This window comes from Novosphingobium sp. PhB165, assembly GCF_004341845.1.
Lineage (GTDB): Bacteria > Pseudomonadota > Alphaproteobacteria > Sphingomonadales > Sphingomonadaceae > Novosphingobium.
The window spans coordinates 99,104-125,512 of the sequence record NZ_SLVB01000001.1 but is presented as its reverse complement, the minus strand read 5'-3'; the positions used below and the strand labels follow the sequence as shown (position 1 = coordinate 125,512).

Sequence of the window (26,409 nt, the reverse complement as noted above, 5' to 3'; positions counted from 1 at the left end):
AACGAAAACGGGGAATGCACCAAAGCGCATTCCCCGTTTTCTTAAGCCGGCCCTGAGGATGGCCGCTAGAGCAGCGCCTCGATATCCTTTTCGAGCGATTCCGGCTTGTCGGTGGGCGCGTAGCGGCGGACCACCTTGCCATCCCGATCGAGCAGGAACTTGGTGAAGTTCCACTTGATCGACTTGCTGCCGAGCAGACCCGGCGCCTCCGCCTTCAGCCATTGCCAAAGCGGCGGCGCATCGTCGCCATTGACCTCAACCTTGCCCATCAGCGGGAACGAGAGGCCGAAATTCACCTCGCAAAAGCTGGCGATCTCATCGGCCGAGCCCGGCTCCTGCTTGCCGAACTGGTTGCAGGGAAAGGCGATCACTTCGAAACCGCGCTCGCCGTACTTGCGCCAGAGTTCCTCCAGCCCCTTGTACTGCGGCGTGAACCCGCACTTGCTCGCCGTGTTGACGACGAGCAGCACTTTGCCCGCCCGGTCGGCGAGACTTGCGATCTCGCCATTGGGCAGGTTCGCCGTGAAATCAGCGATCGTGCGCGGGTCCGAACTCACGCGTCTTTGCTGGGGAAGTCGGCGCGGCGGGAAAGAGCGCGGATCTCGCCGATGCGGAACGTGCGATCGCCGTCCTTCTGGATGGCGTAATCGTCCTGTTCGTTCTCAGGCAGGCTCATCACGAAATTGATCAGGGCAACCACGGTGCCGCGACGGATCACCTTGAGGTTGTGGAACAGGCCGCCGCCGTCCGCGCACTTGTGCAATTCCGCCGAATCTTCCCAGTGGAAGCGTTCCGGCCCGGAGCTTTCGGCCCGAATGGTGGACGGAATGTCGCTCATATTGTGCAGTCCCTTGTTTAGTACTTTTCGTTCTATCGTATCTGGTATGTGAAATCACTGAATTCAACGGGGTTCCATCACCCCTGTTGCGTCATCTCAGCACGCCTTCGTGAAGCCGGACCACGCGGTCCATCATCGCCGCCAGTCGCTCGTTGTGCGTGGCGACCAGCGCGGCGCTGCCCTGCCCGCGCACGAGTTCCAGGAACTGCGCGAAGACCTTGTCGGCAGTCGCCTCGTCAAGGTTGCCGGTGGGCTCGTCCGCCAACACCAGCCGCGGCTTGTTGGCGAGCGCGCGGGCCACGGCGACGCGCTGCTGCTCGCCGCCCGAGAGCTTGCTCGGCCGGTGCTCAAGGCGTTGGCCCAGTCCCAGCGCGCTGAGCAGTTCGGTCGCGCGCTGCTCGCAATCCTCGCGGCTCTTGCCGGCAATGAGCTGGGGCAGCACGACGTTCTCGATCGCGTTGAAGTCGGGCAGCAGGTGGTGGAACTGGTAGACGAAGCCGATGTGATCGCGGCGCACCGCCGCGCGGCGGTCCTTGCCCAGTTTCGAGGCATCGATCCCGGCAATCTCGATCCGGCCGCCGAAGCCGCCTTCGAGCAGGCCGATGGCCTGGAGCATGGTCGACTTGCCCGAGCCCGAAGGCCCCAGCAGCGCCACAATCTCGCCCGGCCGCACGGTCAGGTCGACGCCGCGCAGCACGTCGATGGTGACGCCGCCCTGCTCGAAGCTGCGGGTCAGCCTTTCGAGGCGGACGACAGCAGTCGGGGCGGCAGTGGTGGTGTCGAACTCACTCATAACGCAGCACCTGCACAGGATCGGTGCTCGCCGCCTTGTAGGCCGGGTAGAGCGTGGCGAGGAAACTGAAAATCAGGGCCATGACGCAGATCACCGCGATTTCGACGGGGTCCGAGCGGGCAGGCAATTCGGTCAGGAAGCGGATCGAGGGGTCCCAGAGATTCTGGCCCGTCATGATCTCCACCGCATGAACGATGGGCTGGCGGAAATAGAGGAAGATGAAGCCCAGGATCAGCCCGGCCAACGTCCCCATCGCGCCGATGCAGAAGCCCGTGGTCACGAAGACCTTGAGCAGCGACCGCCGCGTCGCCCCCATCGTGCGCAGGATCGCGATGTCGCGCGTCTTGGCGCGCACCAGCATGATCAGCGAGGACAGGATGTTGAACACCGCCACCAGCACGATGATCGAAAGCACGACGAACATCGCCACGCGTTCCACCGCCAGCGCCTCGAACAGCGAGGCATTGAGGGTCTTCCAGTCGGTCACCACCGCACGGCCGGCCAGCTTGCGCTCGACCGGGGCGAGGATGCGGCCCACCTGATCGGGATTGTTGGTGGTCACCTCGATCATGGCCACGGTATCGCCCGTCAGCAGCAGCGTCTGCGCGTCCTGCATCGGCATGATGACGAACATGTTGTCATAGTCGTAGACGCCGATCTCGAAGATCGCGCCCACCCGGTAGGCCACCTGCCGGGGCACCGTGCCGAACGGCGTGGAGCGCCCCAGCGGGTTGATCAGCGTGATCGTATCGCCCACTTGCGCGCCCAGGTTTTTCGCCAGTTCCGACCCGATCGCGACGGTGTTGCTGCCGGGGACCAGCGTGGCGAGATCGCCGCTTTTCAGCTTGTCATGCAACCGGGCGATGTCTTCCGCGGTGTTGCCGCGCACCGACACGCCTTCGACACGTCCGTTGAACGTGGTCATCAGCGGCTGCTCGATCAGCGGAGAGGCCCGAACGACACCTGGCGTACCCTTGACGTCCTTGAGAACGTCCTGCCAGTTATCGAGCCGGCCGCCATAGGCCTGGATGATGGCATGGCCGTTGAGCCCGACGATCTTGTCGAACAGTTCGGCGCGAAAGCCGTTCATGACACTCATGACGATGACCAGCGCCGCGACGCCGAGCATGACGGCGAAGAGGCTGATGCCGGCGACCAGTGCGATAAAGCGCTCGCCCTTGCCGGGCAGCATGTAGCGCTTTGCGATGGTCCATTCGAAGGGGGACAGGATCAAGCGACGGTCCGTCTGTGATCGGAGGATATGGCGGCATTAAGGGCATGCGGCGGGGCTGGCAAGCATGTGCCGCCGCATGCCCTGTACGACTGGATTTCCAAGGCTGAACAATGCGTGAAGCGTTTGACCTGTCAGGCCGCTTGCGATTCGCCGCCGATCCTTCAGGTTACCGCTCTCACCATCGCACCTGCCGCGTGAACCGCCGTCATCAGATGGTCATCTTGGCGGCGCAATCGGCATGCTGAGCCCCGGCTGTCCGCGCTCCTTGGCGCCAAGTGAGCGTCCGGCGACCTTCTCCCCTTGCATTTACGACCGAACCGCTCCAAATGCGCGGCAGATTTTGACGCGCCCTGGGCCGGAAACAACTCATGAACATCACACACCCCTTTCGTGACGCCGACGGGGACAAGCTGCGCGAAGAGTGCGGCATCTTCGGCGTAATCGGCGCTCGCGAAGCGGCTAATATCGCCGCTGCCGGGCTTCACTCGCTCCAGCATCGTGGCCAGGAGGCGGTGGGCATCACCAGCTTCTCGGGCTCCGAGTTCCACTCGTACCGTGGCCTTGGCCATGTCGCGCAGGTCTTCTCGCAGCGCGAGCTGGACACCCTGCCCGGCACCATGGCTTCCGGCCATGTGCGCTATGCGACGACCGGCGGTTCCGGCCTGCGCAACGTGCAGCCGCTCTTCGCGGATCTTGCCGCCGGCGGTTTCTCGATCGCGCATAACGGCAATATTTCCAACGCGATGACGCTGAAGCGCGATCTCGTGTCGAAGGGTTCGATCTTCCAGTCGACCTCCGATACCGAGGTGATCATCCACCTCGTCGCGACCAGCCGCTATCCCACCCTGCTCGACCGCTTCGTCGACGCGCTGCGCATGGTGGAAGGCGCCTACTCGCTGATCTGCATGACCGCAGAGGGCATGATCGCCTGCCGCGATCCGCTGGGCATTCGCCCGCTGGTCATGGGCCGCATCGGCGATGCCACCGTGTTCGCGTCCGAAACCGTCGCTTTCGACGTGATCGGCGCCGAGTTCATCCGCTCGATCGAGCCGGGCGAACTCGTGCAGGTGGACCACAAGGGCACCATCTCCAGCCATCGCCCGTTCGGCAATCCGGCCCCGCGCCCCTGCATCTTCGAGCACGTCTACTTCAGCCGACCCGATTCGGTGATGGACGGCCGCTCGGTCTATCAGGTGCGCAAGCAGATCGGCATGGAACTGGCCAAGGAAGCCCCCGCGGCTGCCGACGTCGTGATCCCGGTGCCCGACAGCGGCGTGCCGGCCGCCATCGGCTATGCGCAGGAATCGGGCATTCCCTTCGAATTGGGCATCATCCGCTCGCACTACGTGGGCCGCACCTTCATCCAGCCGGGTGACGCGGCGCGCCATGCCGACGTGAAGCGCAAGCACAATGCCAACCGCGCCATCGTCGAAGGCAAGCGCATCATCCTGATCGACGATTCGATCGTGCGCGGGACCACCTCGCTCAAGATCGTCGAGATGATGCGCGATGCCGGCGCTGCCGAAGTGCACATGCGCATCGCCAGCCCGCCGACCGAGCATTCGTGCTTCTACGGCGTCGACACGCCGGAGCGTTCCAAGCTGCTGGCCGCCAACATGGACATCCAGGCCATGGCGGACTTCATCAAGGCCGACAGCCTGGCCTTCGTCTCGATCGACGGTCTTTACCGCGCGGTCGGCGAGGAAAAGCGCAACAAGAAGCGCCCGCAGTTCTGCGACGCCTGCTTCTCGGGCGAATATCCCACCAAGCTGACCGACTTCGCCGAGCGTTTCGCCACTGAGCTGACCGCCGCGTGAGCGAGCAGACCGGCGTGAGCGAGCAGGTCGTCGACCAGAGCGCGACCAAGCCCTTCGACGGGCAGGTCGCGCTTGTCACCGGCTCCAGCCGTGGCATCGGCGCGGCGACCGCGATCGCGCTCGCCGCGGCGGGCGCGCACGTACTGCTGACCGGGCGCGATACCAAGGCGCTCGAAGCGATCGAGGACCAGATCTACCAGTCGGGCGGCGCGGCCACCATCGCGCCGGTCGATCTGGTCGAGCCGGACGGCATCGCCCGCCTCGCCACCGCCGTCTCGCAGCGCTGGGGCAAGCTGGACATCCTGATCGTCAATGCGGCCATCCTGCCCGAGCTGACCAGCGTGGCCGATATCGACCAGCGCGCCTTCAACAAGGCGCTCACCACCAATGTGCTGGCCACACAGGCGCTGATCGCCAATTTCGATCCGCTGTTGCGCAAGAGCGAGGACGCCCGCGTGATCGGCATGTCCTCCGGCGTGGCCACCAAGCCCCGCGCTTTCTGGGGCGCCTATGCCGCCACCAAGGCCGCCGGCGACGTGCTGCTGGAATGCTATGCCGAGGAAACGCGCAACACCTCGAAAGTGCGCGTTGCCGTGGTCAATCCCGGCGCCACCCGCACCGCCATGCGCGCCCGCGCCTATCCGGGCGAAGCGCCCGCCTCGGTCAAGCCGCCCGAAGCGGTTGCCGAACGGCTTGTCGCGCTGCTTGGTGAACAGTTCCCGAGCGGACACCGCGAATCCATTAACCAATCAGCGTAACCTCGCGGTAACCTCAATCGGCGATCATCCATCCGGACGGCGCACGATCCCCGCGCCGTCCAACACGGGAAGCAGGTTACCGGCACGATGATCAAGACGCAGCCTCCGCAGCGCTACGAACTGGCGGCACAGGAAGACCGCAGCGCACCGCGCATCCGCATTTCCATCCCCGCCGGTTTCCGCGCGTCCGGTACCAAGGGCTACCAGACGGCGGTGCGCGACCTCTCGCTCTCGGGCTTTTCGGCCACCGCGATCAGCCGCATTCAGCCCGGCACTTATTGCTGGCTGACCCTGCCCGGCATGGAAGCGCTGCCCGGCCGCGTGGTCTGGTGGCAGGACGGGCTTGTCGGCTGCTCCTTCGAGCAACTGCTGAGCCCGATCATCCTGGAGACGATCCTCACCCGCTGGAGCGGCGCGGGCGGCTGAGGCTTAGAGTCTACGTTTCTCGCAGGAACGCCACGAACCGGCCGCTCAGTCGGCCGGCAATGGCATCTTCAAACGTCAGCACCGACTGAACTTCCACACGTGCGCGCTTCCGGCGCGTCAGCGTGTTCACGAACTGCGGCCATGCATCAGGATCCGCCAGCGACGACGTCGCGGTGAACGCGCCGCCGATGGGGCGATCATAATCCATCCGATTGGACTGGATCACGATCTCTGAGGCCAGCCCCTCCTCCAGAAGCCGAACATGCAGCAGCGCCCATGCCGCCAGAATCGCGACCGCCGAGGCGCTGCCACCAAAAATCGTGCTCTTGTGATTTATGTTCGGTTCCAGCGGCGCGCCCAGCGTGACGGAGCGCCCCGTCGCCTCAAGAACGGAGACCTGCATGGCCGCCGACAGGGGAATTTGCCGGTGCAGATAGCGTTCCAGATCCGTCATATTAGTCATTAATATTCCACCAGAATTGCCTCTGACCATGAATGCCATGGCCGTCGGTGCGATCACAGCCCGGACGTGCCGAACCGCGCCTTTGCGACCCGATTCGCGCGCCGCCGAACCGTTGCACTTACGTCACAGTTCTTCGCCTTTTCCGGAAAACTACCAGTTCCAGGGCAACCAAGCATGGTCCTGTTCTGTTGGGTCTTGGGCAACTGACGAGCATCAAAGGATGAGGCAATGACCATCAAGTCCCTCTCACTGGCCGCCGCCCTGGCAGCAGGCATTGCATGGCAACCTGCTGCGGCGCAGGATTCCACCACCACTTCAGACACTTCGGCACCTTCCACCAACGGCACCTCATTCCGGGGCCTGCGCGTTGAAGGCAACTTCGGCGGCGACCGTTTCCAGTCGCAAGGCATTCATAACGACAATTTCGGCTATGGCGGTACGGTCGGCTTTGACGGCATGATCGGCGACCGGATCGTGATCGGCGCTGAAGGCAGCTACTGGCAATCAAGCAGTTCGGCCGAGAATTGCCAGGTTCTCCCCGATACCAACAACATCTGCCACAAGTCGTTCGAGGAATGGGGCGCGGCGGTGCGGGCCGGCTATCTCGTGACGCCGCAATTGCTCGTGTTCGCCAAGGGCGGCTACGTGAACAATGAACAGCGCCGCCGGATCGACGATTCCTTCGGCACCCAGCTTGTTCGCGATCACTTCAATACCGGCGGCTACCAGCTTGGCGGCGGCGTGGAATATACCCTCACGCAAGGGCGTATGCCGGTCTACCTCAACGCGCAGTACGTCTATTCGCAATATGACGATCATACAGCGCGTCAGCGGATCATGGGCGGCGTGGGCGTTCGCTTCCGCTAACCGATCAGCACTTGTCGGAAGGGCGGCGGAGAGGCGGATCCTCTCCGCCGCCCTTTCGCATTTTTATAGCAGACGCTCAGCCCTGCTTGACGAGCGTCACTTGCGCCACGTCGATGCCGCCCCCCAGAAAACCGCCTTCGCAGTACATCAGGTAGAAGCGCCAGAGACGAATGAAGCGCTCATCGAAACCGGCGGGAAGCCGCCCTTCCTCAACCGCCGTGTCGAAGTTCTCGCGCCACATGCGCAAGGTGCGGGCATAGTCCGCGCCGAAGCCGGTGCGATCTTCCCACGCAAGCCCGCGCTCGGCGGCAAGGCTGCGGAATTCCGGTTCGTTCACCAGCATGCCGCCGGGGAAAATGAACGTCTGGATGAAATCGGCGCTGCGCGCGTAGTTCTCGAAAATCCGCTCGTCGATCATGATGTACTGGATCGCCGCGCGCCCGCCGGGCTTGAGGTTGCGGGCCACGCAGTCGAGGAATTCGGGCCAGTAGCCACGCCCCACCGCCTCCACCATCTCGATCGAGACGATGGCATCGTATTGGCCGGATACGTCGCGATAGTCCTGCTTGCGGAAATCGACCGAGCCGACCGTCGACTGCCAGCGCTCACGCGCGTAGGCCAGCTGCTCGTCCGAGAGGCTGATCGCGTCGACCGAGACTTGCTCGCACTCCGCCAGGAACGCCGCCATGGTGCCCCAGCCGCAGCCGATCTCCAGCACGCTGCCGCCGGGCTGGAGCCCAAGTCGCCGCGCGATGGTGACGATCTTGTTGGACTGCGCCGCATCGAGCGGGGTGACGAACTGGCTCAGCGCATTGGGGCCACTGCCGGGGCGGGCGAAGATCGCGCTTGAATAGAGCATCGTCTCGCCCAGCCAGGCGCTGTAGAAGTCATTGCCGAGGTCGTAGTGCGCATGGATATTGCGCTGTGATCCAGAGCGGCTGTTGCGGCGCAGCCAGTGGACGAAGCGCCCCGCCAGCCGCCACGGCCCGCGCGCCCGCGCGGCCCCGCCAAGGCTGAGGGCATTGTCCATGAACAGCGCGAACAGCGGCACCGGGTCCGGGCTGTCCCACTCGCCGGCTTCCCAGGCCTGATACCAGCCGACCGAGCCCGCCGTCGCCAATCGCAGCAGGGCGCGCCAGCTCTTCAGCTCCACCACCGCGCCGAAGCCCGGCTCTCGCCCGCCCAGCAGACGCGTCTCGCCCGAGGGCAGCGTCGCCTCGATCGAGCCGCGGACAAGCCCCGCGTCGATCCGGTCGAGTATCCGGGCGATGCCGCCCGACCACAACCGTGCCAGCCACTGCGGCCCCACGCCGATAGCGCGGCCGCCTTCGACCAGCTCCTCACCCCTGCCCGGTAGATGCGCGTTCATGAATAGGGATATGAACCCGAAGCCGCTCACGGGCAATTGCCTATGCCGTCAAATCACTTGCCTTTACCTTCTGCCAAGCCGCAAGAGCACGCTCGCGCCCGGCCCGATGCTCGATAATCTTCGCCGGATAGGCCTTGGGACGGACCATGGAAGGGGGATCGTGAATCTCCGTATCGGATAGATCCGCAAGCTCCGGCACCCATTCGCGGATGTAGGCGGCGGCATCGAATTTCTCCGACTGGCTGAGCGGCGCCATGATTCGCACGAACATCTGGGCATCGACGCCTGATCCCGCGCTCCACTGCCAGTTGACGGCGTTGGAGGCGTAGTCGGCATCGACCAGCGTGTCCCAGAACCATTGCTCGCCCTCTCGCCAGTCGATCAACAGGTGCTTGATGAGGAAGCTGGCGGCGATCATCCGCACGCGGTTGTGCATCCAGCCGGTATGCCAGAGCTGGCGCATTCCGGCATCGACGATGGGATAGCCGGTCATCCCGCGCTGCCACGCCCGCAAGTCCTCCGCCGCCGCCTTGCCACCGCGCCAGCCGAGCAAAGTGAAGTCCTCCTTGGCGGAGCGGCTGCCGTAATCGGGAAGCTGGAGGATCACGTTCTGCGCATAGTCACGCCAACCCAGTTCGCCGAGGAAGGTGCCCACCGAGCCGCCCTCCCCCGCCACCGCGTGCCAGACTTGCCCGGGCGAGATTTCCCCGAAATGCAGATGGGGGGAGAGAAAAGAGGTTCCCTCCACCGATGGCAGGTTGCGCTGCGCCTCATAGCGCGCGGCCTCGTCCACGAAAGCATCGAGGCGCTTTTTCGCGCCGTGCTCGCCCGGCTCCCACATCGCGCGCATGCCGCCCGCCCAATCGGGCTTTGCCGGGAGAAGGTTCCAGTCCTCCAGCCGGTCCGATTTCGGCCAGACGTCAGGTGCATCGATCTTCCGGGGCGCCGATAACGGTTCGTGCGGCGGCATCCGCTCGCTCAGCGCCCGCCAGAACGGCGTGTAGATGCGATAGGGATTGCCAGCGCCGTTGCGCACCGCCCCCGGCGGCGCGAGGTAGTTGCCGTGGTGGAGATGGAGGTCGAGCACTTTGCCCACCGCCTTCTCGGCATTGCGCCACCACGGCTCATAATGGTGCAGCGCGTGAACCTCGCGCGCGCCGGTCTCCTGCGCGACTTCGGCCAGCACGTCCTCGCACTTGCCCCGGCGCAGGATCAGGCGCGAGCCCTTGGCGCGCAGGGCTTTGTCCAGACTGGCCAGCGAATGGTGCAGCCACCAGCGCGAGGCGCCGCCCATGCACCGGTGCTTCGGCGTCTCGTCATCGAGGACATAGACCGGGATCACCGCCCCTATGCTCGCAGCCTCGACAATGGCAGGCTGGTCGGACAGGCGCAGGTCGCGCCGCAGCCAGACGATCCGGGGAACATTCATGGAAGCGGAACGCAGATGGGCCATCGGAGTTTCCTAACGTCATGAGCGACTTGCCCCAAGCCCCCGCGACATCGCGGCACCGCATCGATCCGCGCAAGGCCGGGATCGCCGCGCTGGCCTGCTGGGCGGGCTTCGCGCTCTTCGCTTGGGCGGTTCCGGCGGGACGCACCCGGCAGTTCGACCAGCTTGGCCTGATGTTCTGGCGCGCGCACGACCTTCACCCGCTGGGGCCGCCCTGGGTGCTTGAATGGGTGCGCGACCTGACCGCCATGGGCGGATTCCTGCAACTCAAGCTCTACACGATCATGGCCTTCGTCGCGCTGTTCTGGCTGCGGCGTCGGCGCGAGGCGGTGCTGCTGGCACTGACAGTGCTGAGCGGCAGCGCGGTCAATGCCCTGCTCAAGCTGGTCTTCGGCCGCCCCCGGCCGGAGATCGTGCCCCACCTTACCGAAGCGGGCGGCGCCAGTTTCCCGAGCGGGCACAGCTTCAATTCCGCATCGACCTATATCGCGCTCGCCCTCGCCTTCGCGGCGCTGAGCCCGCGTGCGAATGTGCGTCATACCCTGATCGCCGGTTCGATCGTACTGAGCCTCATGGTGGCATGGAGCCGGGTCTGGCTCGGCGTCCACTGGCCAAGCGACGTCATGGCCGGATGGCTGGGCGGTGCGGCGTGGACTTTCACCGCCAGCGCCCTGCTCTACCGCCCCGCCCGGGTCGTTCTGGAAACGACGGGGGACTTCAGCGAGCCGGACAGCCCGCAGGCACCTCCACCGGAAAATTGAAGTTGCGGCGCACGAAGGTGCCCGAATAACGCGCGTCGGTGAACGTCACCGTGGCGGTGCAGCCGTGCCGCTCGATCCGCGCCATCGGAAGCTGCGACCAGGCAAGGAACTTCACCGCCTCCGGCGTCGCGCTTGCGGCCTTTACCGCCAGCGGATCGGCCATGTTGTCCGCGACCGGCGCGCTGTGTTCGACCAGCGTGAAGACACCGCGCAGCGGATCGTAGCGGCCGAAGGCGATCCGTCCGTCCTGCCGCCAGATCACGTCGCGGCGCCAGAATGCCAGCGGCTCGGGCGATGCGAAAATGCGGTCGGGCGCCGCGTGAAGCTCCCCAACTGACGGAGCCCGCCACGCCAGCGCGGAAAGGCCAATGTTGAGCGCGATGAACCCGACTACGCCGGCCAGCGCCAGCCCTGCGGGGCGACCGACGCCCCGCCTGCCCCGCTTCGCGCGGCGCCGGCTCGCGCAGATTCCCGCGCCCAGCATCGCCAGCAGCCACGGCGAGATGATGAACAGACCGTCGCTATGGAACCAGCGCGCGCTCATTGGCGACAGCAGCTGGATCGCATAGACGTTCTGCATATCGAGCAAGGGATGCGTCAGCGCGCCGAGATAGCAGAGCGTCAGCAGCCAGCCGAAGTGCATGGCCAGTCCGCTGGGAAATACCGTGCCCCGCCGCACCTGCCAGCGGTCGAACAGCCAGAGCAGCAGCGCCAGAACCGGCGGCATCAGCAGCACCCCGCCCACCAGCCCATGCGTGAACCCGCGATGCATCGCCAGCGGCGCCCAGGGCGACCAGCCGAAGAATACGTCGATATCGGGCATGTTCGCCGCCAGCACGCATGCCGCCAGCCCCTTGCGCGTGCGGCGCTTGAGCCCGGTTTCCGCGAGAGCCCAGCCGACGAGGCTGTGGGTCAGATTATCCATGAAGGGCAGTGTCTTGCATCGGATAGGTCATATCGGGTGGCATCTGCTTACGTGCAAGCGTGATCGCAAAGAGAACAAGCGGGGTCCTCGCCTTCGCGGGGACGACGGGGTGTTTTGGTTCACCCCCATCTCCTCCCCTGCAAGGGGAGGTGGCAGCGCGAAGCGCTGACGGAGGGGTATCACCGCTGGTGCGGGTGGCCGATCCTTCGACAGGCTCGGATGATCCTTCGACAAGCTCAGGATGATCCTTCGACAAGCTCAGGATGAGCGGAGGTTGGTCCAATAGATGGCACGCTCGGGGAACGAACAACATCCGATCGGGCGAACGGTCCGGAAAGCCGCCCCTCTCCCGCTACCCGGCCTCCGGCTTCTCCGCCACAGTCCACGTCTGCCCCTTGCCCAGCAGCTTGCCGAGATCGGCGGTCTTGCCCGCAACCAGCTTCGCGCGCTCCTCGATCACGGCGCTTTCGAATGTCGGCGCCGGATCGTCATAGATAACGCCCAGCGCCATCGGGAACGGGCCGAAAGGCATCTCCACCAGCATATGCGCAAGGCCACGGTTCCTGACGTTGTGCACCGCCACGCCCGCCGCCTGCCAGTCGCCATCCACCACGTCGACCACCTTGAGCGAGAGCGTATCCATGTCGAGCGCAAGGCCCTTGGTTTCCTTGGCGAACAGCAGCGGCTCACCCTGCCGGACCCAGATCTGGTTGTCCGCCGCCACGGCCTTGGCGACGAAATCGTCGAACCGGTCCTTGTTGTAGACGATGCAGTTCTGGAAGATCTCGACGAACGCCGCGCCTTGGTGCTCGTAGGCCGCCTTCAGCACTTCGGGCAGGTCCTTGGACACGTCGTAGCCGCGCGCCACGAAGCGGGCGCCTGCCCCCAGCGCGAAAGCGCAAGGCAGTGCCGGGCGGTCCACCGAACCGATGGGGGAAGTGGGCGAACTGGTGCCGATGCGGCTGGTGGGCGAGTATTGGCCCTTGGTCAGGCCGTAGATCTCATTGTTGAACAACATGATCTGGCAATTCACGTTCCGGCGCAGCACGTGCATCGTGTGATTGCCGCCGATCGACATACCGTCGCCGTCGCCGGTCACCAGCCAGACGTCTAGATCCGGATTCGCCAGCTTGATGCCGGTCGCGAAAGCCGGAGCGCGGCCGTGGATCGTGTGGAAGCCATAGCTTTCGATGTAGTAGGGAAAGCGGCTCGAACAGCCGATGCCGGAAACGAAGACAGTGTTCTTCGGATCGGCGCCGACCATCGGCAAAGTGCGCTGCACCGCCTTGAGGATCGCGTAGTCCCCGCAGCCGGGGCACCAGCGCACTTCCTGATCGGTTTCCCAGTCTTTCAGGGTCGTCGCAATGGGAGTCATGTCATTCATGATGGGTCTCCGCCACTGGCGCTCAGGGCTGTTCGATTTCCGGTGCGGGAAGCTGGCTTTCGTTGACCGGCACTTCGCCGCCCTCATTTTCAGGAATGCCGTCGAAGAACCTGCCTATCGCCTGTTCCAGTTCGGCGATGGCAAAGGGCTGGCCGCTGGTCTTGGCCAGAGGCACCGCATCGATCAGGAACTGGTCGCGCAGCACGGTCTTGAACTGGCCGGTGTTCATCTCCGGCACCAGCACATGCTCGAAGCCCTTCAGCAGCGCGCCAAGGTTTTCGGGCAGCGGCCAGACGTGGCGAACATGGATATGGCTGACGTCCTGCCCTTTCTTGCGCGCGCGGCGCACGGCCTGATGGATCGGCCCGAAGGTGGATCCCCAGCCGACCACCACCAGCTTTCCGGTCGCGTTGCCGAGGCACACCTGCTGCGCCGGAATGGCCTTGGCAACACCGTCGATCTTGGCCTTGCGGGCATCGGTCTGGGCCTGGTGGACGTTGGGCGCATAGTCGATGTTGCCGGTATCCACCGCCTTCTCGATACCGCCGATGCGGTGCATCAAGCCCGGCGTTCCGGGCTTGATCCACGGACGCACGCCCCGCTCGTCGCGCCGGAAGGGCAGGACTTTGCCTTCGGGGTCGTTGCTGTCTTCGAGGAACGCCACCGGGAACGGCGTGAACGTGGCCGGATCGGGCACTTTCCACGGCTCCGAGGCATTCCCGATATAGCCGTCCGTCAGCAGGATCACCGGGGTCATGAAACTGGTGGCGATGCGGCAGGCCTCTATCGCGCATTCGAAGGCATCAGCCGGAGAGCAGGCGGCGATCACCGGCATCGGCGCATCGCCGTTGCGGCCGTAGACTGCTTGATAGAGGTCCGACTGCTCGGTCTTGGTGGGCAGCCCGGTGGACGGGCCGCCGCGCTGCGAATTGACGATGACGAGCGGCAGTTCGGTCATGATCGCCAGCCCCATCGCCTCTCCCTTGAGCGCGATGCCGGGTCCGGAGGACGAGGTTACGCCAAGGTGCCCGGCGTAACTCGCGCCGATGGCGGCGCAGATCGCGGCGATCTCATCCTCGGCCTGAAAGGTCGTGACGCCGAATTCCTTCATCTTCACCAGATTGTGAAGAATCGCCGAGGCCGGGGTTATCGGATAGCCGCCGAAGAACATCGGCAATCCGGCAAGCTGCGCACCCGCCACAAGGCCGAGCGAGACCGCTTCCGCGCCGGTGATCGTGCGGTAGAGGCCGGGCTCGGAGGGCACCGGATCGATGTGCAGCTTCCTCAGCGGCCCGGCGAGTTCCGCCGTCTCGCCATAGGCATGCCCGGCGTTGAGCGCGGCGATGTTGGCATCGGCCAGCACCGGGTTCTTCGCGAACTTGGCCTTGAGCCAGTCGACCAGCGGCTGCCGGTCACGGTCGAACATCCAGAGCGCCAGACCCAGCGTCCACATGTTCTTGCAGCGCAGCGCTTCCTTGTTGCCAAGGCCGAAGGGCTTCACCGCCTCCAGCGTCAGCGCCGAAATGTCGAAGGCGAGCACGTCCCACTTCGCAAGGCTGCCGTCCTCGACCGGATTGGCCTCGTACTTCGCCTTTTCGAGGTTGCGCTTGTTGAACTCGCCGGTGTCGATCACGATCAGGCCGCCGGGCTTGAGCGCCTGCACGTTGGTCTTCAGCGCGGCGGGGTTCATCGCCACCAGCACGTCGGGCGCGTCGCCCGCGGTGGTGATCTCGCTCGACCCGAAGTTGATCTGGAAGGCGGAGACCCCGAACAGCGTGCCTTGCGGCGCGCGAATCTCTGCGGGGAAATCCGGGAACGTCGCCAGATCGTTGCCGGCGAGCGCGGTGGACAGGGTGAACTGCCCGCCGGTGAGTTGCATGCCGTCACCCGAATCGCCGGCGAAGCGAACGACGACGGCCTCTACGGAGCCATTCTGCTGGGATGCGTCGTGCTGCGACGCCTTTTCGTTAGATGGGCCTTGATCCGACAACACTGTCGCCATCATCGTCCTCCTCCGGGAGTACCGTTCTGATGCCGGCCAATTTGTCTCCCGCGCCCCAGACTATGCCTGCTTAGTAACGGTGCAAAACAGAAAAACTGTCTAAGTCACAATCTCGACCCCCGCTGAATCGTTCCCGGATGGTTAACGGGGGCGGATCGATAAATCCCACTGGCATTGCGCGCGGGCTTGGGCCATTGTGCCGGCCATGCGCTCCGAAACAGCGATCCACGAGCAGATCTCCGCGACGAGCCTCCTCCTTACAATCTGGATACCATCCCGACGATGAATGATTTCGCGTCCCTGCCCTACCGCCCGTGCGTGGGCGTCATGCTCGTCAATGCCGACGGCAAGGTTTTTGTCGGCAAGCGAATCGACACCAAGGAAGGCGACTGGTGGCAGATGCCCCAGGGCGGCGTCGACGACGGTGAAGACCTGAAGGCCGCCGCGCTGCGCGAGCTTTGGGAAGAAACCGGCGTGGCCGAGCAGAACGTCACGTTCCTGTCCCGCACCCGCGAGGAACTGCTTTACGACCTGCCGGACGAACTGATCGGCAAGCTCTGGAAGGGCAAGTATCGCGGCCAGCGCCAGACCTGGTTCCTGCTGCGCTTCGACGGCAGCGATGACGACGTCAATCTGGAGGCGCACAAGCCCGCCGAATTCAACGACTGGAAGTGGGTCGAGGCCGAGCTGCTGCCGGAGCTGATCGTGCCGTTCAAGAAGCGCGTTTACCGTGCGGTGCTGGAAGAGTTCCGCGCTTTGATCTGAATTTTGGCCGGGGTTAGGTGCTGTGATCCTTCGACAAGCTCAGGATGAGCGGGGTTGGGTGCGGGGCCTCCCGAGGTTCGGCGGTCGGGTTTGGTGACTAGCCCGGAGGTTATGACAGGCTCAGGAGAGGGGATTGCTCAAGATCCTCATCCTCAGCTTGCAGAGCCCGAGAACGAAACCGGGCCCGCTCAAGCCGAGCCCATCGAGACCCCGGGCAAACCACCAAGGCCCGCTCAGGCTGAGCCTGTCGAAGCCCTAGCTCAAGCCCGCCCCAGCCCAGCCAAAAACCTCAGTTTTCCGAAACTACCGGCTTGGGCGCCACCGCATCGGCGCTGACCATGCGCGGGGCGCCGGCCTTCGAGATCTCCGCCGCCAGTTCCTGCGTTTCCGCGCAGTCCTTGCCGCAGAGCGTCTGCAAGCGGGCGAGATTGCGCCCGGCCTTGTCGGTCGCGCCCTTTTCGGCCAGCGCGATGCCTTCGCCCGCGATCGCTTCCAGATTGCGCGGATCGGACACCAGCGCGACGCGGTAATAATGGAGCGCCTTGCCCTGAAGGCCCTGACGGCGCGTGGCATCGGCGAGCGCGAGCAGCACGCTCACATCGCCGGGCGCGACAGTCAGCGCGGCTTCGTAGGCATCGATAGCGCCATTGATGTTGCCAGAGGCAACGGCGGTATGTCCTTCATTCAGAAGAGCCGCTGCACGCGGATCGATCGCAACGGCGGGCTGCGAGAAGATGGCGCTGGAAGAAACGGCAACAACGAGAGAAAGGGCAATGGCAACAGGCGTGTAACGCATCAACAGGTCCTTGGCCGAGGGCTTGGTCCTCATCATAGGGCCGACGCTATCACAGCCGCACGAAGCGTGCGACGAAAAAGCCATCTGTCCCGTCGTGCCACGGGGAGAGCCTGAGGCCGCTTCCGCGTGGCGTTCCGGCCGCCAATTCCGGCAGATCGGCACGCCAGCCGGACCGTCTGGCAAGGAACTTCGCCGCCTGATCGGCGCCCTCTTCGTCCAGCAGCGAGCATGTGACGAAGATCAACCGCCCGCCCGGCCGCACCAGCCCCGCCGCCACGTCGAGCAGGCGCGATTGCGTCGACACATAGCGGGCAAGCTGCGATTCAGTGAGGCGCCAGCGCGCTTCCGGGTTGCGGCGCCAGGTGCCGGTGCCCGAGCACGGCGCGTCGACCAGCACCGCATCGGCGGCGCCGACGAAGCGCTCCAGCGCCTCGATCTCGCGTCCCGGATTGAGCAGCACGGTTTCGATCCCGCCCGCCCCTGCCCGCTCCGCACGCGGCGCAAGGCGCGACAGGCGTGCCCGGTCGGAATCGCTGGCGATCAGCGTGCCGGTGTTCTCCATGGCGGCGGCGAGCGCGAGCGTCTTGCCTCCGGCCCCGGCGCAAAGGTCGATCACCGTCTCGCCCGGACGCGCGGCTACCGCTTCGCATGTCAGTTGCGACCCCAGATCCTGCACTTCGATCATGCCGTCGACATAAGCCGCCGACTGCTCGATGCGGGTTTCGGGCGGATAGCGCAACGCGTGGGGCAGCACCGTGGCTTCGCCGCCTTCAGGCAGCGGCGCGGCTGCGGCGCGCAAGGTGTTCACCCGCACGTCCAGCGGCGCGCGGCCCAGCAGTGCCATGCCGTCCGCCTCGCTCACACCGCTCGCGGCGAGGCGGTCCACCAGCCAGCGCGGGGCGAGGCCCTGCTCTGCCGCTCGTTCTGCGGGATCGATGGATGCGGGTGCGTGGCCCGTGCCGTCAAACAGCGCGGCCACTTGCGGGTCTTCGGCGGCAACGCGCAGCATCGCGGCGCGGCCATCGGCGGGCACTTCACCGCAGGCACGGATCGCGCGGTAGGCCAGTTCGCGCACCGCGCGGCGGTCCTTGCTGCCGGCAAAGCGGCGCGTACGGAACCAGTCCCCGATCAAGCGGTCGGCGGGCGCACCATTGGCACGCGCCGCCTCGATCACGAGGTCCAGAACCTCGATGGCCGCCTGGACGCGCGCGCCCGGTGTCATGCTTCGATTCCTCCGACGCGATCAGCGCGTCGGGTAGTTCGGAGCCTCGCGGGTGATCGTCACGTCGTGGACGTGGCTTTCGCGCAGACCGGCATTGGTGATGCGCACGAACTGGGCGTTCTTGCGCAGATCCTCGACCGTGGCCGAGCCGGTGTAGCCCATCGCCGCCTTGATGCCGCCGACGAGCTGGTGGATGACGTCCTTGGCCGGGCCCTTGTAGGCGACCTGACCTTCGATGCCTTCGGGAACCAGCTTCATCTGGTCCTTGATGTCGCCCTGGAAGTAGCGGTCGGCCGAACCACGGCCCATCGCGCCCACCGAACCCATGCCGCGATACGACTTGTAGGCACGGCCCTGATAGAGGAACGTCTCGCCCGGCGCTTCCTCGGTGCCCGCGAGCATCGAGCCGACCATGATGGTCGAGGCACCGGCGGCCAGCGCCTTGGCAGCGTCACCCGAAGTGCGCAGACCGCCATCGGCGATCACCGGCACACCCGACTTGTCGGCCTCTTCGGCGGCTTCCATGATCGCGGTCAGCTGCGGCACGCCGACACCGGCGACGATGCGCGTGGTGCAGATCGAGCCCGGCCCGATGCCCACCTTCACGCAGTCCGCGCCCGCGTCGATCAGCGCACGGGCTGCTTCAGCGGTGGCGATGTTGCCGGCGATGACTTGTGCCGAGTTCGACAGCTTCTTCACGCGTTCGACCGCGAGCGCCACGTCCCGGTTATGGCCGTGGGCGGTGTCGATCACGACGACGTCACACTCGGCAGCCAGCAGCGCTTCGGTGCGGGCGAAGCCCTTGTCGCCCACCGTGGTTGCGGCGGCGACGCGCAGGCGGCCGGCGGCGTCCTTGGTGGCGTCCGGGTAATTGACGGCCTTCTCGATGTCCTTGACGGTGATGAGGCCGACGCAGTGGAAGGCATTGTCCACCACCAGCAGCTTCTCGATCCGGCGGGCGTGCAGCAGGCGGCGCGCTTCGTCCTGATCGACGCCGACCTTCACGGTGGCGAGGTTCTCATGCGTCATCAGCTCGCGCACCGGCTGCGCCGGGTTGGCGGCGAAGCGCACGTCGCGGTTGGTGAGGATGCCGACCAGCTTGCCGGAGTTCTCGACCACCGGGATGCCGCTGATGCGGTTGGCCTGCATGACGGCCTGCGCCTCGCCCAGCGTGGCGTCGGGGCTGATCGTGATCGGGTTGACCACCATGCCGCTCTCGAAACGCTTCACGGCGCGGACGGCGGCGCACTGTTCCTCGATCGTGAGGTTGCGGTGCAGGACGCCGATGCCGCCGAGTTGGGCCATGACGATGGCCATGTCGGCTTCGGTCACGGTGTCCATGGCCGAGGAGATGACGGGAATGTTGAGACCGATGTCACGCGTCAGGCGGCTGCGGGTGTCTGCCTGGGTGGGGACTATGTCGGACTTGGCGGGACGCAGAAGTACGTCGTCGAAAGTAAGTCCGAGGGGAATGTCCATGTGCGCCACCATTGTCTTGTCGGGGGAGAATCGTGGCGGCCCATGTAATCAAGTGGGGGCAATAGTGCTAGGCCTCATTTTCCCGTTGGCGGATCGGGCGGCAAAGTCCGGGTTGCCGGAGTGGTAGCGCTCCCCGCCGCACCCCCGGCGGCAGCGCCCGTCACCGCGCTCGCGGGAACCTTCCGGGTGTCCGCAAACCACCGGCCCAGCGCGGAAAGCAGCTTCACGTCATCCACCGCCCCGCCCAGTTCGAGCGGATGGGCCATGTGCACCAGATCGTCGCTCGGCCGGTGGTAATCACCGTCGAAGAATGCCCGCATGCGCGTCATGTCGCCATAGGCGGTCGAGACGAGCACGGCCGGAATGTCGTGCTGGAGCAGAGCCCAGCCATCCTGACGGCGGACATATTCATTGCCGTCGTCGCTGTTGGAAACCTTGAACTTTTCGGACTTGGCCACTTTGGCGATCGTTCCGTCCAGCCCGGTCATGCCGCGCCCGACGATGACGAAAGGCGTGCCATGCGGCGCGATGGCGTTCGAATCGATGTTGAAGGCAGCCACGATCTGGCGCAGCGGCAGCGGCGGGCTCTCGGTAAAGGCATGGGCGCCGAGCAGGCCGAGTTCCTCACCCGTGGTGGCGAGGAAATAGACGTCGCGGTCCATTTGCGGCCCGCGCGAGAGGCGGCGCGCCACTTCGGTCATCGTGGCGACGCCGCTGGCATTGTCTATCGCACCGTTGCAGATCACGTCCTCGGCCGGGGGCTCGCCGCATTCGCCGAAATGATCCCAATGCGCGAGAAACAGCACCGCGCCCGCTTCCGGTCGGCGGCCGGGCAGCTTGCCGATCAGGTTGTGGGTGCGGATCGTGGTCTCACGCGTGGTGGCTTCGAGCGAGGCCGTGATGTCGAGCGGGACCGGCGCAAAATCGGACTTTGCCGCCAGCGCCTCAAGCCCGGCAAGCGTATGCGAGGAACCCTTGAGCAGCGCGGTCATCGCCTCGCGCGTGATGAACGCCTCCAGATCGCCGCCCAGCGATTCGTTGGACAGCGCATAGCCGGACCGCTTGCGGCGCGCGGAAACCTGATCGAGGCTGCGGTCCCCATCGAGCACGGTCAGCACGGCGGAGGCGCCCATTTCCAGCAGGTCGTTCTGGCGCTTGCTGTCGGGGGTGTCGCCGTCCAGCACCACGGCGATGCGCCCGGCCAGCTCGGTGCGCGAATAGTCGCGCGCCTTGGCCGTGCCGAGAAACAGCAGCGGCACGTTGCGCACCATGCTGCGCTTGCCCGAGGTCAGCACCAGCACGCCGCTGGGCGAGGACGGCGCGCGCGCGCCCTTGCGCTGGAACTGCGCCGAGGACGTGGCAGGCTCCCGCGCGACGAGCGTGACCGGGGCGAACCATTCGTGGCCGGGATCGTTGGTGCCCGAGGTCATGCCGATATCGAACCACTGCTTGCCAAGGTAGCGCAGGGTCTTGGCCTCGCCCTGCGTGCCGGGTTCGCGGCCGTCGAAGTCGTCGCTGGCGAGCACTTCGATCTGCGCGTGCAGCCTTGCGGCGATATCCTGATCCGCACGCGAGCTAGCCGAATGCGCGACACCGGCGCAGACCAGCGCTCCGCCCAGCGCCGTCACCCCGAAAGTCCGGACCCATTCACGCCGGACCATGCTCGCCTTGAAACCCCTGCTCATCGTTTGGCATGCATAACCGCGAATTGCGGACCCGGTTAGCGAATCTCGACCAGTGCCCGGAATGGACGCGATTTTTCCCGTGTGGCGTGCCTACGGAACCACAGGGTAGTTCCGTGGAACAAGGGCGCGGAACCACAGGATGCCTTTTCGATTGAACAGGACGGTGCCGCGCGATTAGGCTCGGCCCCACAGGGCAGGTGCGAGAGGACGACAGCGGATGCGGCTCGACAGGTTCAATCCCGACAACATCCGCGTCACGCAAGGTGGCAGTCGCTTTCCCGGTGGCGGCGGCGGCAAGATCGGCTGCGGCGCGCTGGTAATCGTGCTGATCGGCATGTTCGTCTTCGGCGTCGACCCCCAGCAGATGCTCGGTACCATCGACAGCGTGCAGCAGCAGGAACCCGGGCAAGGCGCTCCCGCGCAACCGGGCCAGCCGCAAAGCGCCGCCCAGATCTGCGGCCAGAACGAATATGCGCTGGAGGCGTGCAACGCGCTGAGTTCGCTCAACCAGACGTGGGAGCAGCCGTTCAAGCAAGCGAACATCGCTTTCGAACAACCCGAACTGCACTTCTATAACGGCACCGATCGCTCCGGCTGCGGCGCCGCGCAAAGCGCAATGGGCCCGTTCTACTGCCCGGCCGATCAGGGCATCTATATCGACACCAGCTTCTATGACGAGCTTGACCAGAAACTCGGCGCCAAGGGCGACTTCGCCCGATATTACGTGGTCGCGCACGAGTACGGGCATCATGTCCAGCACCTGCTCGGGCTGGACGCCAAAGTCCGCCGCGCGCAGCAGCAGAATCCCTCGCAGGCCAATGCCTTGCAAGTGCGCATGGAGCTTCAGGCGGACTGCTATGCAGGCGTCTGGGCGGGCAAGAACCGGAACCGCATCGAGCCGGGCGACATGGAGGAAGGGATGACCGCCGCCAGCGCCATCGGCGACGATACGCTGATGAAAAACGCCGGCCAGCGCGTCAGCCCCGAAAGCTTCACCCACGGGTCGAGCGCGCAGCGCATGAAATGGCTCAAGCGCGGCCTCGACAGCGGGAACGAGGACGCTTGCGACACGTTCTCCGACGTGTGATGATTTGACCGACGGGCGGGTGCGACCGATCCTTAGGCTGGGCATGATTCCGGACCCCGTGGTTCCGGCGTCATCAAGGGGCCCAGACCGTTAATCCGGAACGCGCGCCTCTCCCGGCAGACAGGAGACGACCATGCGCCAGGTCTGGACTGCCGCCGCGTTGACCGTGCTGCTCATCGGCTCTCCAGCGGCAGCAAAACAGCCCCAGCGCGCGATCACCGATTCGGAACCCGATGCGATAGACGTGGCCAAGACGCCGGTGACCGACCTCAATCTGGACAGGATCGAAATTCCGCCGCTGCTCAAGGCGGCGATCCACAAGCCCTATGATCTCAGCGGCCTCAAGACTTGCGACCAGATTGCGGCGGCGGTGCAGGAACTCGACACCGTGCTCGGGCCCGATATCGACCTTCCCTCCCCCGGGCGCGACATCATCAGCCCCGGCCGCGTCGCCAAGTGGGCGGTCGCGTCGTTCATTCCCTTTCGCGGCCTGATTCGCGAGATTTCGGGCGCCAATGCACAAGACCAGAGCGTGCTCGCGGCGGCGCGCGCAGGCATCGCGCGGCGGGCTTTTCTCAAGGGCGTGGGCGAGGCCAAGGATTGCAAGTATCCCGCCTCACCCGCGACGCCTGCGATCATTCAGGCCCGCGCGATGGACACCCACGTACGGCGGGACCGGAAAGGCGCGAACAGGGCCGCGAATATCGCCACTGCCACCCCCGGTCCGGTGCTCCCCATGCCCAGCGCCGCAGAGGAAGAGTATCCGCACGCCACGCTCATCACTGTTGCGGACACATCATCCAACAGGAAAGGGAACGTGAGCATGGCCCCCGTTCCCTTCACGGCGATTCCGGTCGTTCAGAAGATTCCCTGAGCCGGGAGCGTCCCCCTCACCAGTTGGTGTTGCGTTCGCGATAGGCCTCCGCACGATCGCGTTCGGCTTCGGCCCGATCCCGCTCGGCCTCGGCACGGTCGCGCTCCACGTCGGCACGGGTCTCGATCATTTCCGCATCGAGATCGGCGAGGATTTCGGTGCGCGTCGCGGCATCGAGCCTCTGGTTCGCGGCCACCGCAGCGCGGGCCTTGGCGATGGCCTGCACGGCCGCGTCGGCCGTGTGCTTCGGCGCGCCGGTGCAGATGACCGTCGACGTCACCGTGGCGCCCTGCCCGACCTGCGCCTGAGCGCGTCGGCTGTCGGCCGGACAGCGGCTGTCGATCGTCATTTTCCTTTCGATCCGCGTCTGGCCGTTCCCGTCCCGGCGCACGATGTGGATGACCTGGACTTTGCCATCGGACGATACCGTCTGGCGGACCTCCGGCACGTTGCGCATTGCGTTCGTCACGGTGGTCTCGACATCGCGGCTGATGCTGTCCCGCAGCGAAACGGCGGGGGGAACAGGCGGCGTCGGCGGTACCGGCGGTGCCATCGGCGCAGCGGCGGTCATCGCACCAACGGCGGGTGCAGGCGCCGGACTTGCAGGTATGGCCGGTGCATCGGGCGCATTGGGAACATCGGGCACATCGGGATCAACCGCACGGATCGACGGCGCCGCAGGTTCCGGCGGCACGGGAGCCTCCGGCACGGCGGGGACTTCCGGCACTTCCGGCGCTTCCATCGCGGCGTAAGTGACGGTAGCCGTGAACGGCACCGAAACCACGGCGAGCGCGAAGAGACTGCGTGCGGCAACCTTGCGCGCGGGCGAGACTTCGGCCCGGCCCAGTGCCTTCAAGCGCTGGATAATCGGCTTTTCGCCTGACAGCGTTCCCGCCATCGGCGCGGCCAGTGACAGCCGCGTGGCCGCCGCAAAGCTGGCGATCAGGCGGCCATAGCGCGCCCGCATCTCGCGTCCGCACCCCGCCATGACGCGGGCATCGCACGCCGCTTCCTGATCCGCCCGCAGCGCGCGCCACGCCGCCCAGCCAAGCGGATTGAACCAGTGCAGCGCGAACAGCGGCTGAAGCGCCATGATCGCCAGCAGGTCATTGCCGGCATGATGCTCCAGTTCGTGCGCGATGGCGAAATCGGACGATTCCGAGTCGACGCTCGCAAGGAAGCCCTGCGGCAGCGCGACCAGCTTTTCGAAGACGCCGAACGCCAGCGGCGCGCCCGCTGCCGGGCTCTCGATGATGCGCACGTCGCCCGAACGGGCCACAAGGCGCGCCTCGGCCAGGATCTCGCGGCGCATCAGGCGATAGTTCCAGATCCGCCAGGCCAGGAATACGGCAGCCCCGCCCAGCCACACGGTCAGCAGCAGCGCGGTCCACGGCACATGTGCAAAGAGGCCCGGATCGGCGACCGGAGTCGCGGCAAGATGGGTGCCGAGATCGGTCGCGGCCGGCTCAGCGGCGGAGGTCGCCTGCGGCATGTCCATCACCGTATCGACCGGAACCGAAGCCATCGGGGCCTCAACCGGCACCGCAGCAGCCGTGATCGGCTCCACGCCCAACGAAAGCTGCGGAATCAGCCCGCGCGGCAGCGACAGCGGGGGCAGGACCAGCCGGATCATCGGCAGGGCCCAGAGCGCATAGGCGGCCATCGGGCCGAACAGGCGCGCCACCGGGCGGCGGACCAGCAGGATCAGCGCCATCAGCGCGCCGGTCATCACAAGCGTATCGGCAAGCCATGCGATCATGACCTGAGCTCCTTCAGGAGGGCCTCGATTTCGGCGATGTCATCTTCGGTCAAGGCGTCCGCTTCGGCAAGATGCGCGAAAAGCGGCGCGGCGCGGCCGCCGAACAGGCGGTCGACCAGACGACGGCTCTCGGTGCCGACATAGGCCTCGCGGGCGATCCTGGGCGAATAGAGGAAGCGTTTGCCGTCAGGCTCGGTGGCGACGGCCTGCTTGGCGACGAGGCGGGAGAGCAGGGTCTTGACCGTGGCGAGGCTCCACCCGCGCGGCCCGCAGACCCGCTCGCACACGTCGGCGGCGGTGATCGGGCTGCGCTCCCACAAGGCTTCCATCACCGCATGTTCGGCATCCGAGATCCGCTCGGGAGAGTTCTCGTTAGGGGTGTCGGGCTCTTCGGCCACGTCGCTCTCCATCGTTTACACACGTAATCGACTACGTTTGTAAACATGAACGCCAGATGAACGGCGGGCGGGAGCGCCTCCCCGACTACTTGGAAAGGATGCCCACGATCACGGCGATTCCCAGCACGACCAGAAACCCGTTGAAGCCGACCAGCAACGCCGCTGGCAGACGCGGCGTGTCGCTCTCAGGTGCCGGCGTCATCGGCCGAAGCTCGCGCCAGATGCCGGCGATGAAGCAGAATTCGGAGAAGAGCAGCAGGGCGACGGTGGTGGTCAGTACCAGCCATTCACTCACCACCCCTTGCAGCAAGGCGCGCGCGCCGATCCCCGACGCGAGAGCGCCGAGGCCGGTGCGCACCCAGGCGGCATAAGTCCTCTCGGCCGCGAGGATTGTGCGGTCGGCGGCAAGCACCGTTCGCCGGTCCGCCGTGTCCGTCTGCTTTTCGACGTTGCGGGCGACCTTGTGCGCGTCCTCGACGATTTCGCCGGCGAGTTTGCCTTCGGGCCGCTCGGTCATCGTCGATCTCCGCTACCGGAACCCGATCACCCTACCGCCTTGCCCAGCCTGCGCAGGCCCAGAGCGACGGCGATCATGAATATCCCGCGCATGAAGAAGCTGATCGCCACCATGATCGCCAGAAAGCCGATGGCCGTCCTTGGGTTGGAGGTTAACAACAGCACGCCCAGCACCACATCCAGCGCGCCGAGGAACAGCCGCCAAGCCTTGTCGTGACGGGCCTTGAGCGCAAACGCGATCTCGAACCCGCCGGAAATCAGCAGCCATGCACCGATCGCCCAGACCACCGTGAGCGCGCCGGCCACAGGGTTGAACAGCACGTAGAGCCCGGCAATCAGGCCGATCGCGCCCAGCAGGATCTCCGTCCAGCGCGCGCGGCGCGACATCGAATGGACACCGGCGGCAATCGCCGCGACGCCGTAGACGCAGAGCACGATGCCCAGCAGGAACCCGGTTGCAAAGCTCGCTACCAGAGGATTGGCGATGACGACGACCGCAACGAGGATGAGCAGCACGCCATAGGCCAGGACCCAGCCCCAGCCGAGCGGCGGGGAACCGAGAAAGGGAGGGGCCAGCGGATCGGTGAAGGCATTCGGGTCGGTGTGTGAGGTCGTCATGCAATCGACTCCTGTTCCCGCGATGTCGCACAAGTAATGCGACGGAGTGGATTCGGTTGCAATGCAAATAGTTGGGCAGATGTCGGGGCAAATGATTGGCCGAATAGCCAATCAAATGAAAAT

Annotated in this window: 26 protein-coding genes; 8 read left to right on the top strand and 18 right to left on the bottom strand. The window is 65.6% G+C overall.

Annotated elements, in window-relative coordinates:
• Positions 1-65 precede the first annotated feature (65 nt).
• From EDF56_RS00540 to EDF56_RS00525, 4 genes are all read right to left on the bottom strand, one after another.
• Entirely contained in the window at positions 66-557 is a 492-nt protein-coding gene (locus EDF56_RS00540; RefSeq protein ID WP_132384800.1) for a glutathione peroxidase, read from the bottom strand.
• Positions 554-838, bottom strand: coding sequence for a hypothetical protein (locus EDF56_RS00535; protein WP_132384799.1), 285 nt, complete (start codon positions 836-838; stop codon positions 554-556). Before EDF56_RS00535 ends, EDF56_RS00540 begins: the two co-directional genes overlap by 4 nt.
• A 91-nt stretch (positions 839-929) precedes the next feature.
• On the bottom strand, positions 930-1,631 hold the full coding sequence (locus tag EDF56_RS00530) for an ABC transporter ATP-binding protein (protein ID WP_132384798.1): 702 nt from the start codon (positions 1,629-1,631) through the stop codon (positions 930-932).
• A complete protein-coding gene (locus tag EDF56_RS00525) occupies positions 1,624-2,865 on the bottom strand; it encodes a lipoprotein-releasing ABC transporter permease subunit (RefSeq protein ID WP_132384797.1) in 1,242 nt (413 codons plus the stop codon). Before EDF56_RS00525 ends, EDF56_RS00530 begins: the two co-directional genes overlap by 8 nt.
• Before the next feature lie 368 nt (positions 2,866-3,233).
• Between EDF56_RS00525 and purF the strand changes: the two genes are divergently transcribed.
• The 3 genes from purF to EDF56_RS00510 all read left to right on the top strand — a co-directional run bounded on the left by purF (position 3,234) and on the right by EDF56_RS00510 (position 5,866).
• Complete coding sequence (gene purF / locus EDF56_RS00520) at positions 3,234-4,682, top strand: amidophosphoribosyltransferase (protein ID WP_132384796.1); 1,449 nt, start codon at positions 3,234-3,236, stop codon at positions 4,680-4,682.
• A gap of 14 nt (positions 4,683-4,696) precedes the next feature.
• Positions 4,697-5,440, top strand: a complete 744-nt coding sequence (locus EDF56_RS00515; protein ID WP_132385712.1) for an SDR family NAD(P)-dependent oxidoreductase — start codon at positions 4,697-4,699, stop codon at positions 5,438-5,440.
• 87 nt (positions 5,441-5,527) lie between these two features.
• Positions 5,528-5,866, top strand: a complete 339-nt coding sequence (locus EDF56_RS00510) for a PilZ domain-containing protein (protein WP_132384795.1) — start codon at positions 5,528-5,530, stop codon at positions 5,864-5,866.
• 10 nt (positions 5,867-5,876) lie between these two features.
• On the opposite strand, the gene EDF56_RS00505 is transcribed toward EDF56_RS00510, so the two are convergent.
• Complete coding sequence (locus EDF56_RS00505) at positions 5,877-6,329, bottom strand: YiiD C-terminal domain-containing protein (protein WP_132384794.1); 453 nt, start codon at positions 6,327-6,329, stop codon at positions 5,877-5,879.
• Between the two features lie 228 nt (positions 6,330-6,557).
• Between EDF56_RS00505 and EDF56_RS00500 the strand changes: the two genes are divergently transcribed.
• Positions 6,558-7,196, top strand: a complete 639-nt coding sequence (locus EDF56_RS00500) for an outer membrane beta-barrel protein (protein WP_132384793.1) — start codon at positions 6,558-6,560, stop codon at positions 7,194-7,196.
• 76 nt (positions 7,197-7,272) lie between these two features.
• Here the strand turns inward: EDF56_RS00500 and EDF56_RS00495 are convergent, their stop codons facing one another.
• Positions 7,273-8,565, bottom strand: a complete 1,293-nt coding sequence (locus EDF56_RS00495) for a cyclopropane-fatty-acyl-phospholipid synthase family protein (RefSeq protein ID WP_132385711.1) — start codon at positions 8,563-8,565, stop codon at positions 7,273-7,275.
• Between the two features lie 40 nt (positions 8,566-8,605).
• A complete protein-coding gene (locus EDF56_RS00490) occupies positions 8,606-9,994 on the bottom strand; it encodes a deoxyribodipyrimidine photo-lyase (protein WP_132385710.1) in 1,389 nt (462 codons plus the stop codon).
• A gap of 41 nt (positions 9,995-10,035) precedes the next feature.
• Here EDF56_RS00490 and EDF56_RS00485 point away from each other — a divergent pair, with 41 nt between their 5' ends.
• Positions 10,036-10,776: a phosphatase PAP2 family protein gene (locus tag EDF56_RS00485; RefSeq protein ID WP_132384792.1), complete on the top strand. Its 741-nt coding sequence runs from the start codon at positions 10,036-10,038 to the stop codon at positions 10,774-10,776.
• Here the strand turns inward: EDF56_RS00485 and EDF56_RS00480 are convergent.
• From EDF56_RS00480 to EDF56_RS00470, 3 genes are all read right to left on the bottom strand, one after another.
• Complete coding sequence (locus tag EDF56_RS00480) at positions 10,733-11,701, bottom strand: metal-dependent hydrolase (RefSeq protein WP_132384791.1); 969 nt, start codon at positions 11,699-11,701, stop codon at positions 10,733-10,735. The genes EDF56_RS00485 and EDF56_RS00480 overlap by 44 nt on opposite strands.
• Positions 11,702-12,053: 352 nt before the next feature.
• Positions 12,054-13,085, bottom strand: a complete 1,032-nt coding sequence (locus EDF56_RS00475) for a 2-oxoacid:ferredoxin oxidoreductase subunit beta (RefSeq protein WP_132384790.1) — start codon at positions 13,083-13,085, stop codon at positions 12,054-12,056.
• Between the two features lie 22 nt (positions 13,086-13,107).
• On the bottom strand, positions 13,108-15,087 hold the full coding sequence (locus tag EDF56_RS00470; protein ID WP_132384789.1) for a 2-oxoacid:acceptor oxidoreductase subunit alpha: 1,980 nt from the start codon (positions 15,085-15,087) through the stop codon (positions 13,108-13,110).
• A 282-nt stretch (positions 15,088-15,369) separates the two neighbouring features.
• On the opposite strand from EDF56_RS00470, the gene EDF56_RS00465 reads away from it, so the two are divergent.
• Entirely contained in the window at positions 15,370-15,852 is a 483-nt protein-coding gene (locus tag EDF56_RS00465; RefSeq protein ID WP_132384788.1) for an RNA pyrophosphohydrolase, read from the top strand.
• Between the two features lie 289 nt (positions 15,853-16,141).
• Here EDF56_RS00465 and EDF56_RS00460 read toward each other — a convergent pair whose 3' ends face one another.
• The 4 genes from EDF56_RS00460 to EDF56_RS00445 form a co-directional block, all read right to left on the bottom strand.
• Complete coding sequence (locus tag EDF56_RS00460; protein WP_243652309.1) at positions 16,142-16,648, bottom strand: hypothetical protein; 507 nt, start codon at positions 16,646-16,648, stop codon at positions 16,142-16,144.
• A 49-nt stretch (positions 16,649-16,697) separates the two neighbouring features.
• A complete protein-coding gene (locus EDF56_RS00455) occupies positions 16,698-17,870 on the bottom strand; it encodes an RsmB/NOP family class I SAM-dependent RNA methyltransferase (protein ID WP_132384786.1) in 1,173 nt (390 codons plus the stop codon).
• A gap of 21 nt (positions 17,871-17,891) precedes the next feature.
• Entirely contained in the window at positions 17,892-19,349 is a 1,458-nt protein-coding gene (gene guaB, locus EDF56_RS00450; protein WP_132384785.1) for an IMP dehydrogenase, read from the bottom strand.
• A gap of 74 nt (positions 19,350-19,423) precedes the next feature.
• Positions 19,424-21,034 (bottom strand): M28 family peptidase, encoded by a 1,611-nt coding sequence (locus EDF56_RS00445; protein ID WP_243652308.1) that lies wholly within the window; start codon positions 21,032-21,034, stop codon positions 19,424-19,426.
• A gap of 217 nt (positions 21,035-21,251) precedes the next feature.
• On the opposite strand from EDF56_RS00445, the gene EDF56_RS00440 reads away from it, so the two are divergent.
• On the top strand, positions 21,252-22,121 hold the full coding sequence (locus EDF56_RS00440) for a neutral zinc metallopeptidase (RefSeq protein WP_132384784.1): 870 nt from the start codon (positions 21,252-21,254) through the stop codon (positions 22,119-22,121).
• Positions 22,122-22,254: 133 nt separating this feature from the next.
• Complete coding sequence (locus EDF56_RS00435; protein ID WP_207904592.1) at positions 22,255-22,995, top strand: hypothetical protein; 741 nt, start codon at positions 22,255-22,257, stop codon at positions 22,993-22,995.
• A gap of 16 nt (positions 22,996-23,011) precedes the next feature.
• Here the strand turns inward: EDF56_RS00435 and EDF56_RS00430 are convergent, their stop codons facing one another.
• The 4 genes from EDF56_RS00430 to EDF56_RS00415 all read right to left on the bottom strand — a co-directional run bounded on the left by EDF56_RS00430 (position 23,012) and on the right by EDF56_RS00415 (position 26,286).
• A complete protein-coding gene (locus EDF56_RS00430; RefSeq protein WP_132384783.1) occupies positions 23,012-24,754 on the bottom strand; it encodes a M56 family metallopeptidase in 1,743 nt (580 codons plus the stop codon).
• Positions 24,751-25,164, bottom strand: a complete 414-nt coding sequence (locus tag EDF56_RS00425) for a BlaI/MecI/CopY family transcriptional regulator (RefSeq protein ID WP_132384782.1) — start codon at positions 25,162-25,164, stop codon at positions 24,751-24,753. Before EDF56_RS00425 ends, EDF56_RS00430 begins: the two co-directional genes overlap by 4 nt.
• 73 nt (positions 25,165-25,237) lie before the next feature.
• Positions 25,238-25,669 (bottom strand): DUF202 domain-containing protein, encoded by a 432-nt coding sequence (locus EDF56_RS00420; RefSeq protein WP_132384781.1) that lies wholly within the window; start codon positions 25,667-25,669, stop codon positions 25,238-25,240.
• 26 nt (positions 25,670-25,695) lie between these two features.
• Complete coding sequence (locus EDF56_RS00415; RefSeq protein WP_132384780.1) at positions 25,696-26,286, bottom strand: DUF308 domain-containing protein; 591 nt, start codon at positions 26,284-26,286, stop codon at positions 25,696-25,698.
• Positions 26,287-26,409 lie beyond the last annotated feature (123 nt).

Excerpts from the sequence above, each read along its gene's own strand:
- EDF56_RS00535 (WP_132384799.1), bottom strand. The coding sequence starts at position 838 with ATGAGCGACATTCCGTCCACCATTCGGGCCGAAAGCTCCGGGCCGGAA.
- EDF56_RS00530 (WP_132384798.1), bottom strand. The coding sequence starts at position 1,631 with ATGAGTGAGTTCGACACCACCACTGCCGCCCCGACTGCTGTCGTCCGC.
- purF (WP_132384796.1), top strand. The coding sequence starts at position 3,234 with ATGAACATCACACACCCCTTTCGTGACGCCGACGGGGACAAGCTGCGC.
- EDF56_RS00510 (WP_132384795.1), top strand. The coding sequence starts at position 5,528 with ATGATCAAGACGCAGCCTCCGCAGCGCTACGAACTGGCGGCACAGGAA.
- EDF56_RS00505 (WP_132384794.1), bottom strand. The coding sequence starts at position 6,329 with ATGACTAATATGACGGATCTGGAACGCTATCTGCACCGGCAAATTCCC.
- EDF56_RS00500 (WP_132384793.1), top strand. The coding sequence starts at position 6,558 with ATGACCATCAAGTCCCTCTCACTGGCCGCCGCCCTGGCAGCAGGCATT.
- EDF56_RS00495 (WP_132385711.1), bottom strand. The coding sequence starts at position 8,565 with ATGAACGCGCATCTACCGGGCAGGGGTGAGGAGCTGGTCGAAGGCGGC.
- EDF56_RS00490 (WP_132385710.1), bottom strand. The coding sequence starts at position 9,994 with ATGAATGTTCCCCGGATCGTCTGGCTGCGGCGCGACCTGCGCCTGTCC.
- EDF56_RS00485 (WP_132384792.1), top strand. The coding sequence starts at position 10,036 with ATGAGCGACTTGCCCCAAGCCCCCGCGACATCGCGGCACCGCATCGAT.
- EDF56_RS00480 (WP_132384791.1), bottom strand. The coding sequence starts at position 11,701 with ATGGATAATCTGACCCACAGCCTCGTCGGCTGGGCTCTCGCGGAAACC.
- EDF56_RS00475 (WP_132384790.1), bottom strand. The coding sequence starts at position 13,085 with ATGAATGACATGACTCCCATTGCGACGACCCTGAAAGACTGGGAAACC.
- EDF56_RS00470 (WP_132384789.1), bottom strand. The coding sequence starts at position 15,087 with ATGGCGACAGTGTTGTCGGATCAAGGCCCATCTAACGAAAAGGCGTCG.
- EDF56_RS00465 (WP_132384788.1), top strand. The coding sequence starts at position 15,370 with ATGAATGATTTCGCGTCCCTGCCCTACCGCCCGTGCGTGGGCGTCATG.
- EDF56_RS00460 (WP_243652309.1), bottom strand. The coding sequence starts at position 16,648 with ATGCGTTACACGCCTGTTGCCATTGCCCTTTCTCTCGTTGTTGCCGTT.
- EDF56_RS00455 (WP_132384786.1), bottom strand. The coding sequence starts at position 17,870 with ATGACACCGGGCGCGCGCGTCCAGGCGGCCATCGAGGTTCTGGACCTC.
- guaB (WP_132384785.1), bottom strand. The coding sequence starts at position 19,349 with ATGGACATTCCCCTCGGACTTACTTTCGACGACGTACTTCTGCGTCCC.
- EDF56_RS00445 (WP_243652308.1), bottom strand. The coding sequence starts at position 21,034 with ATGAGCAGGGGTTTCAAGGCGAGCATGGTCCGGCGTGAATGGGTCCGG.
- EDF56_RS00440 (WP_132384784.1), top strand. The coding sequence starts at position 21,252 with ATGCGGCTCGACAGGTTCAATCCCGACAACATCCGCGTCACGCAAGGT.
- EDF56_RS00435 (WP_207904592.1), top strand. The coding sequence starts at position 22,255 with ATGCGCCAGGTCTGGACTGCCGCCGCGTTGACCGTGCTGCTCATCGGC.
- EDF56_RS00430 (WP_132384783.1), bottom strand. The coding sequence starts at position 24,754 with ATGATCGCATGGCTTGCCGATACGCTTGTGATGACCGGCGCGCTGATG.
- EDF56_RS00425 (WP_132384782.1), bottom strand. The coding sequence starts at position 25,164 with ATGGAGAGCGACGTGGCCGAAGAGCCCGACACCCCTAACGAGAACTCT.
- EDF56_RS00420 (WP_132384781.1), bottom strand. The coding sequence starts at position 25,669 with ATGACCGAGCGGCCCGAAGGCAAACTCGCCGGCGAAATCGTCGAGGAC.
- EDF56_RS00415 (WP_132384780.1), bottom strand. The coding sequence starts at position 26,286 with ATGACGACCTCACACACCGACCCGAATGCCTTCACCGATCCGCTGGCC.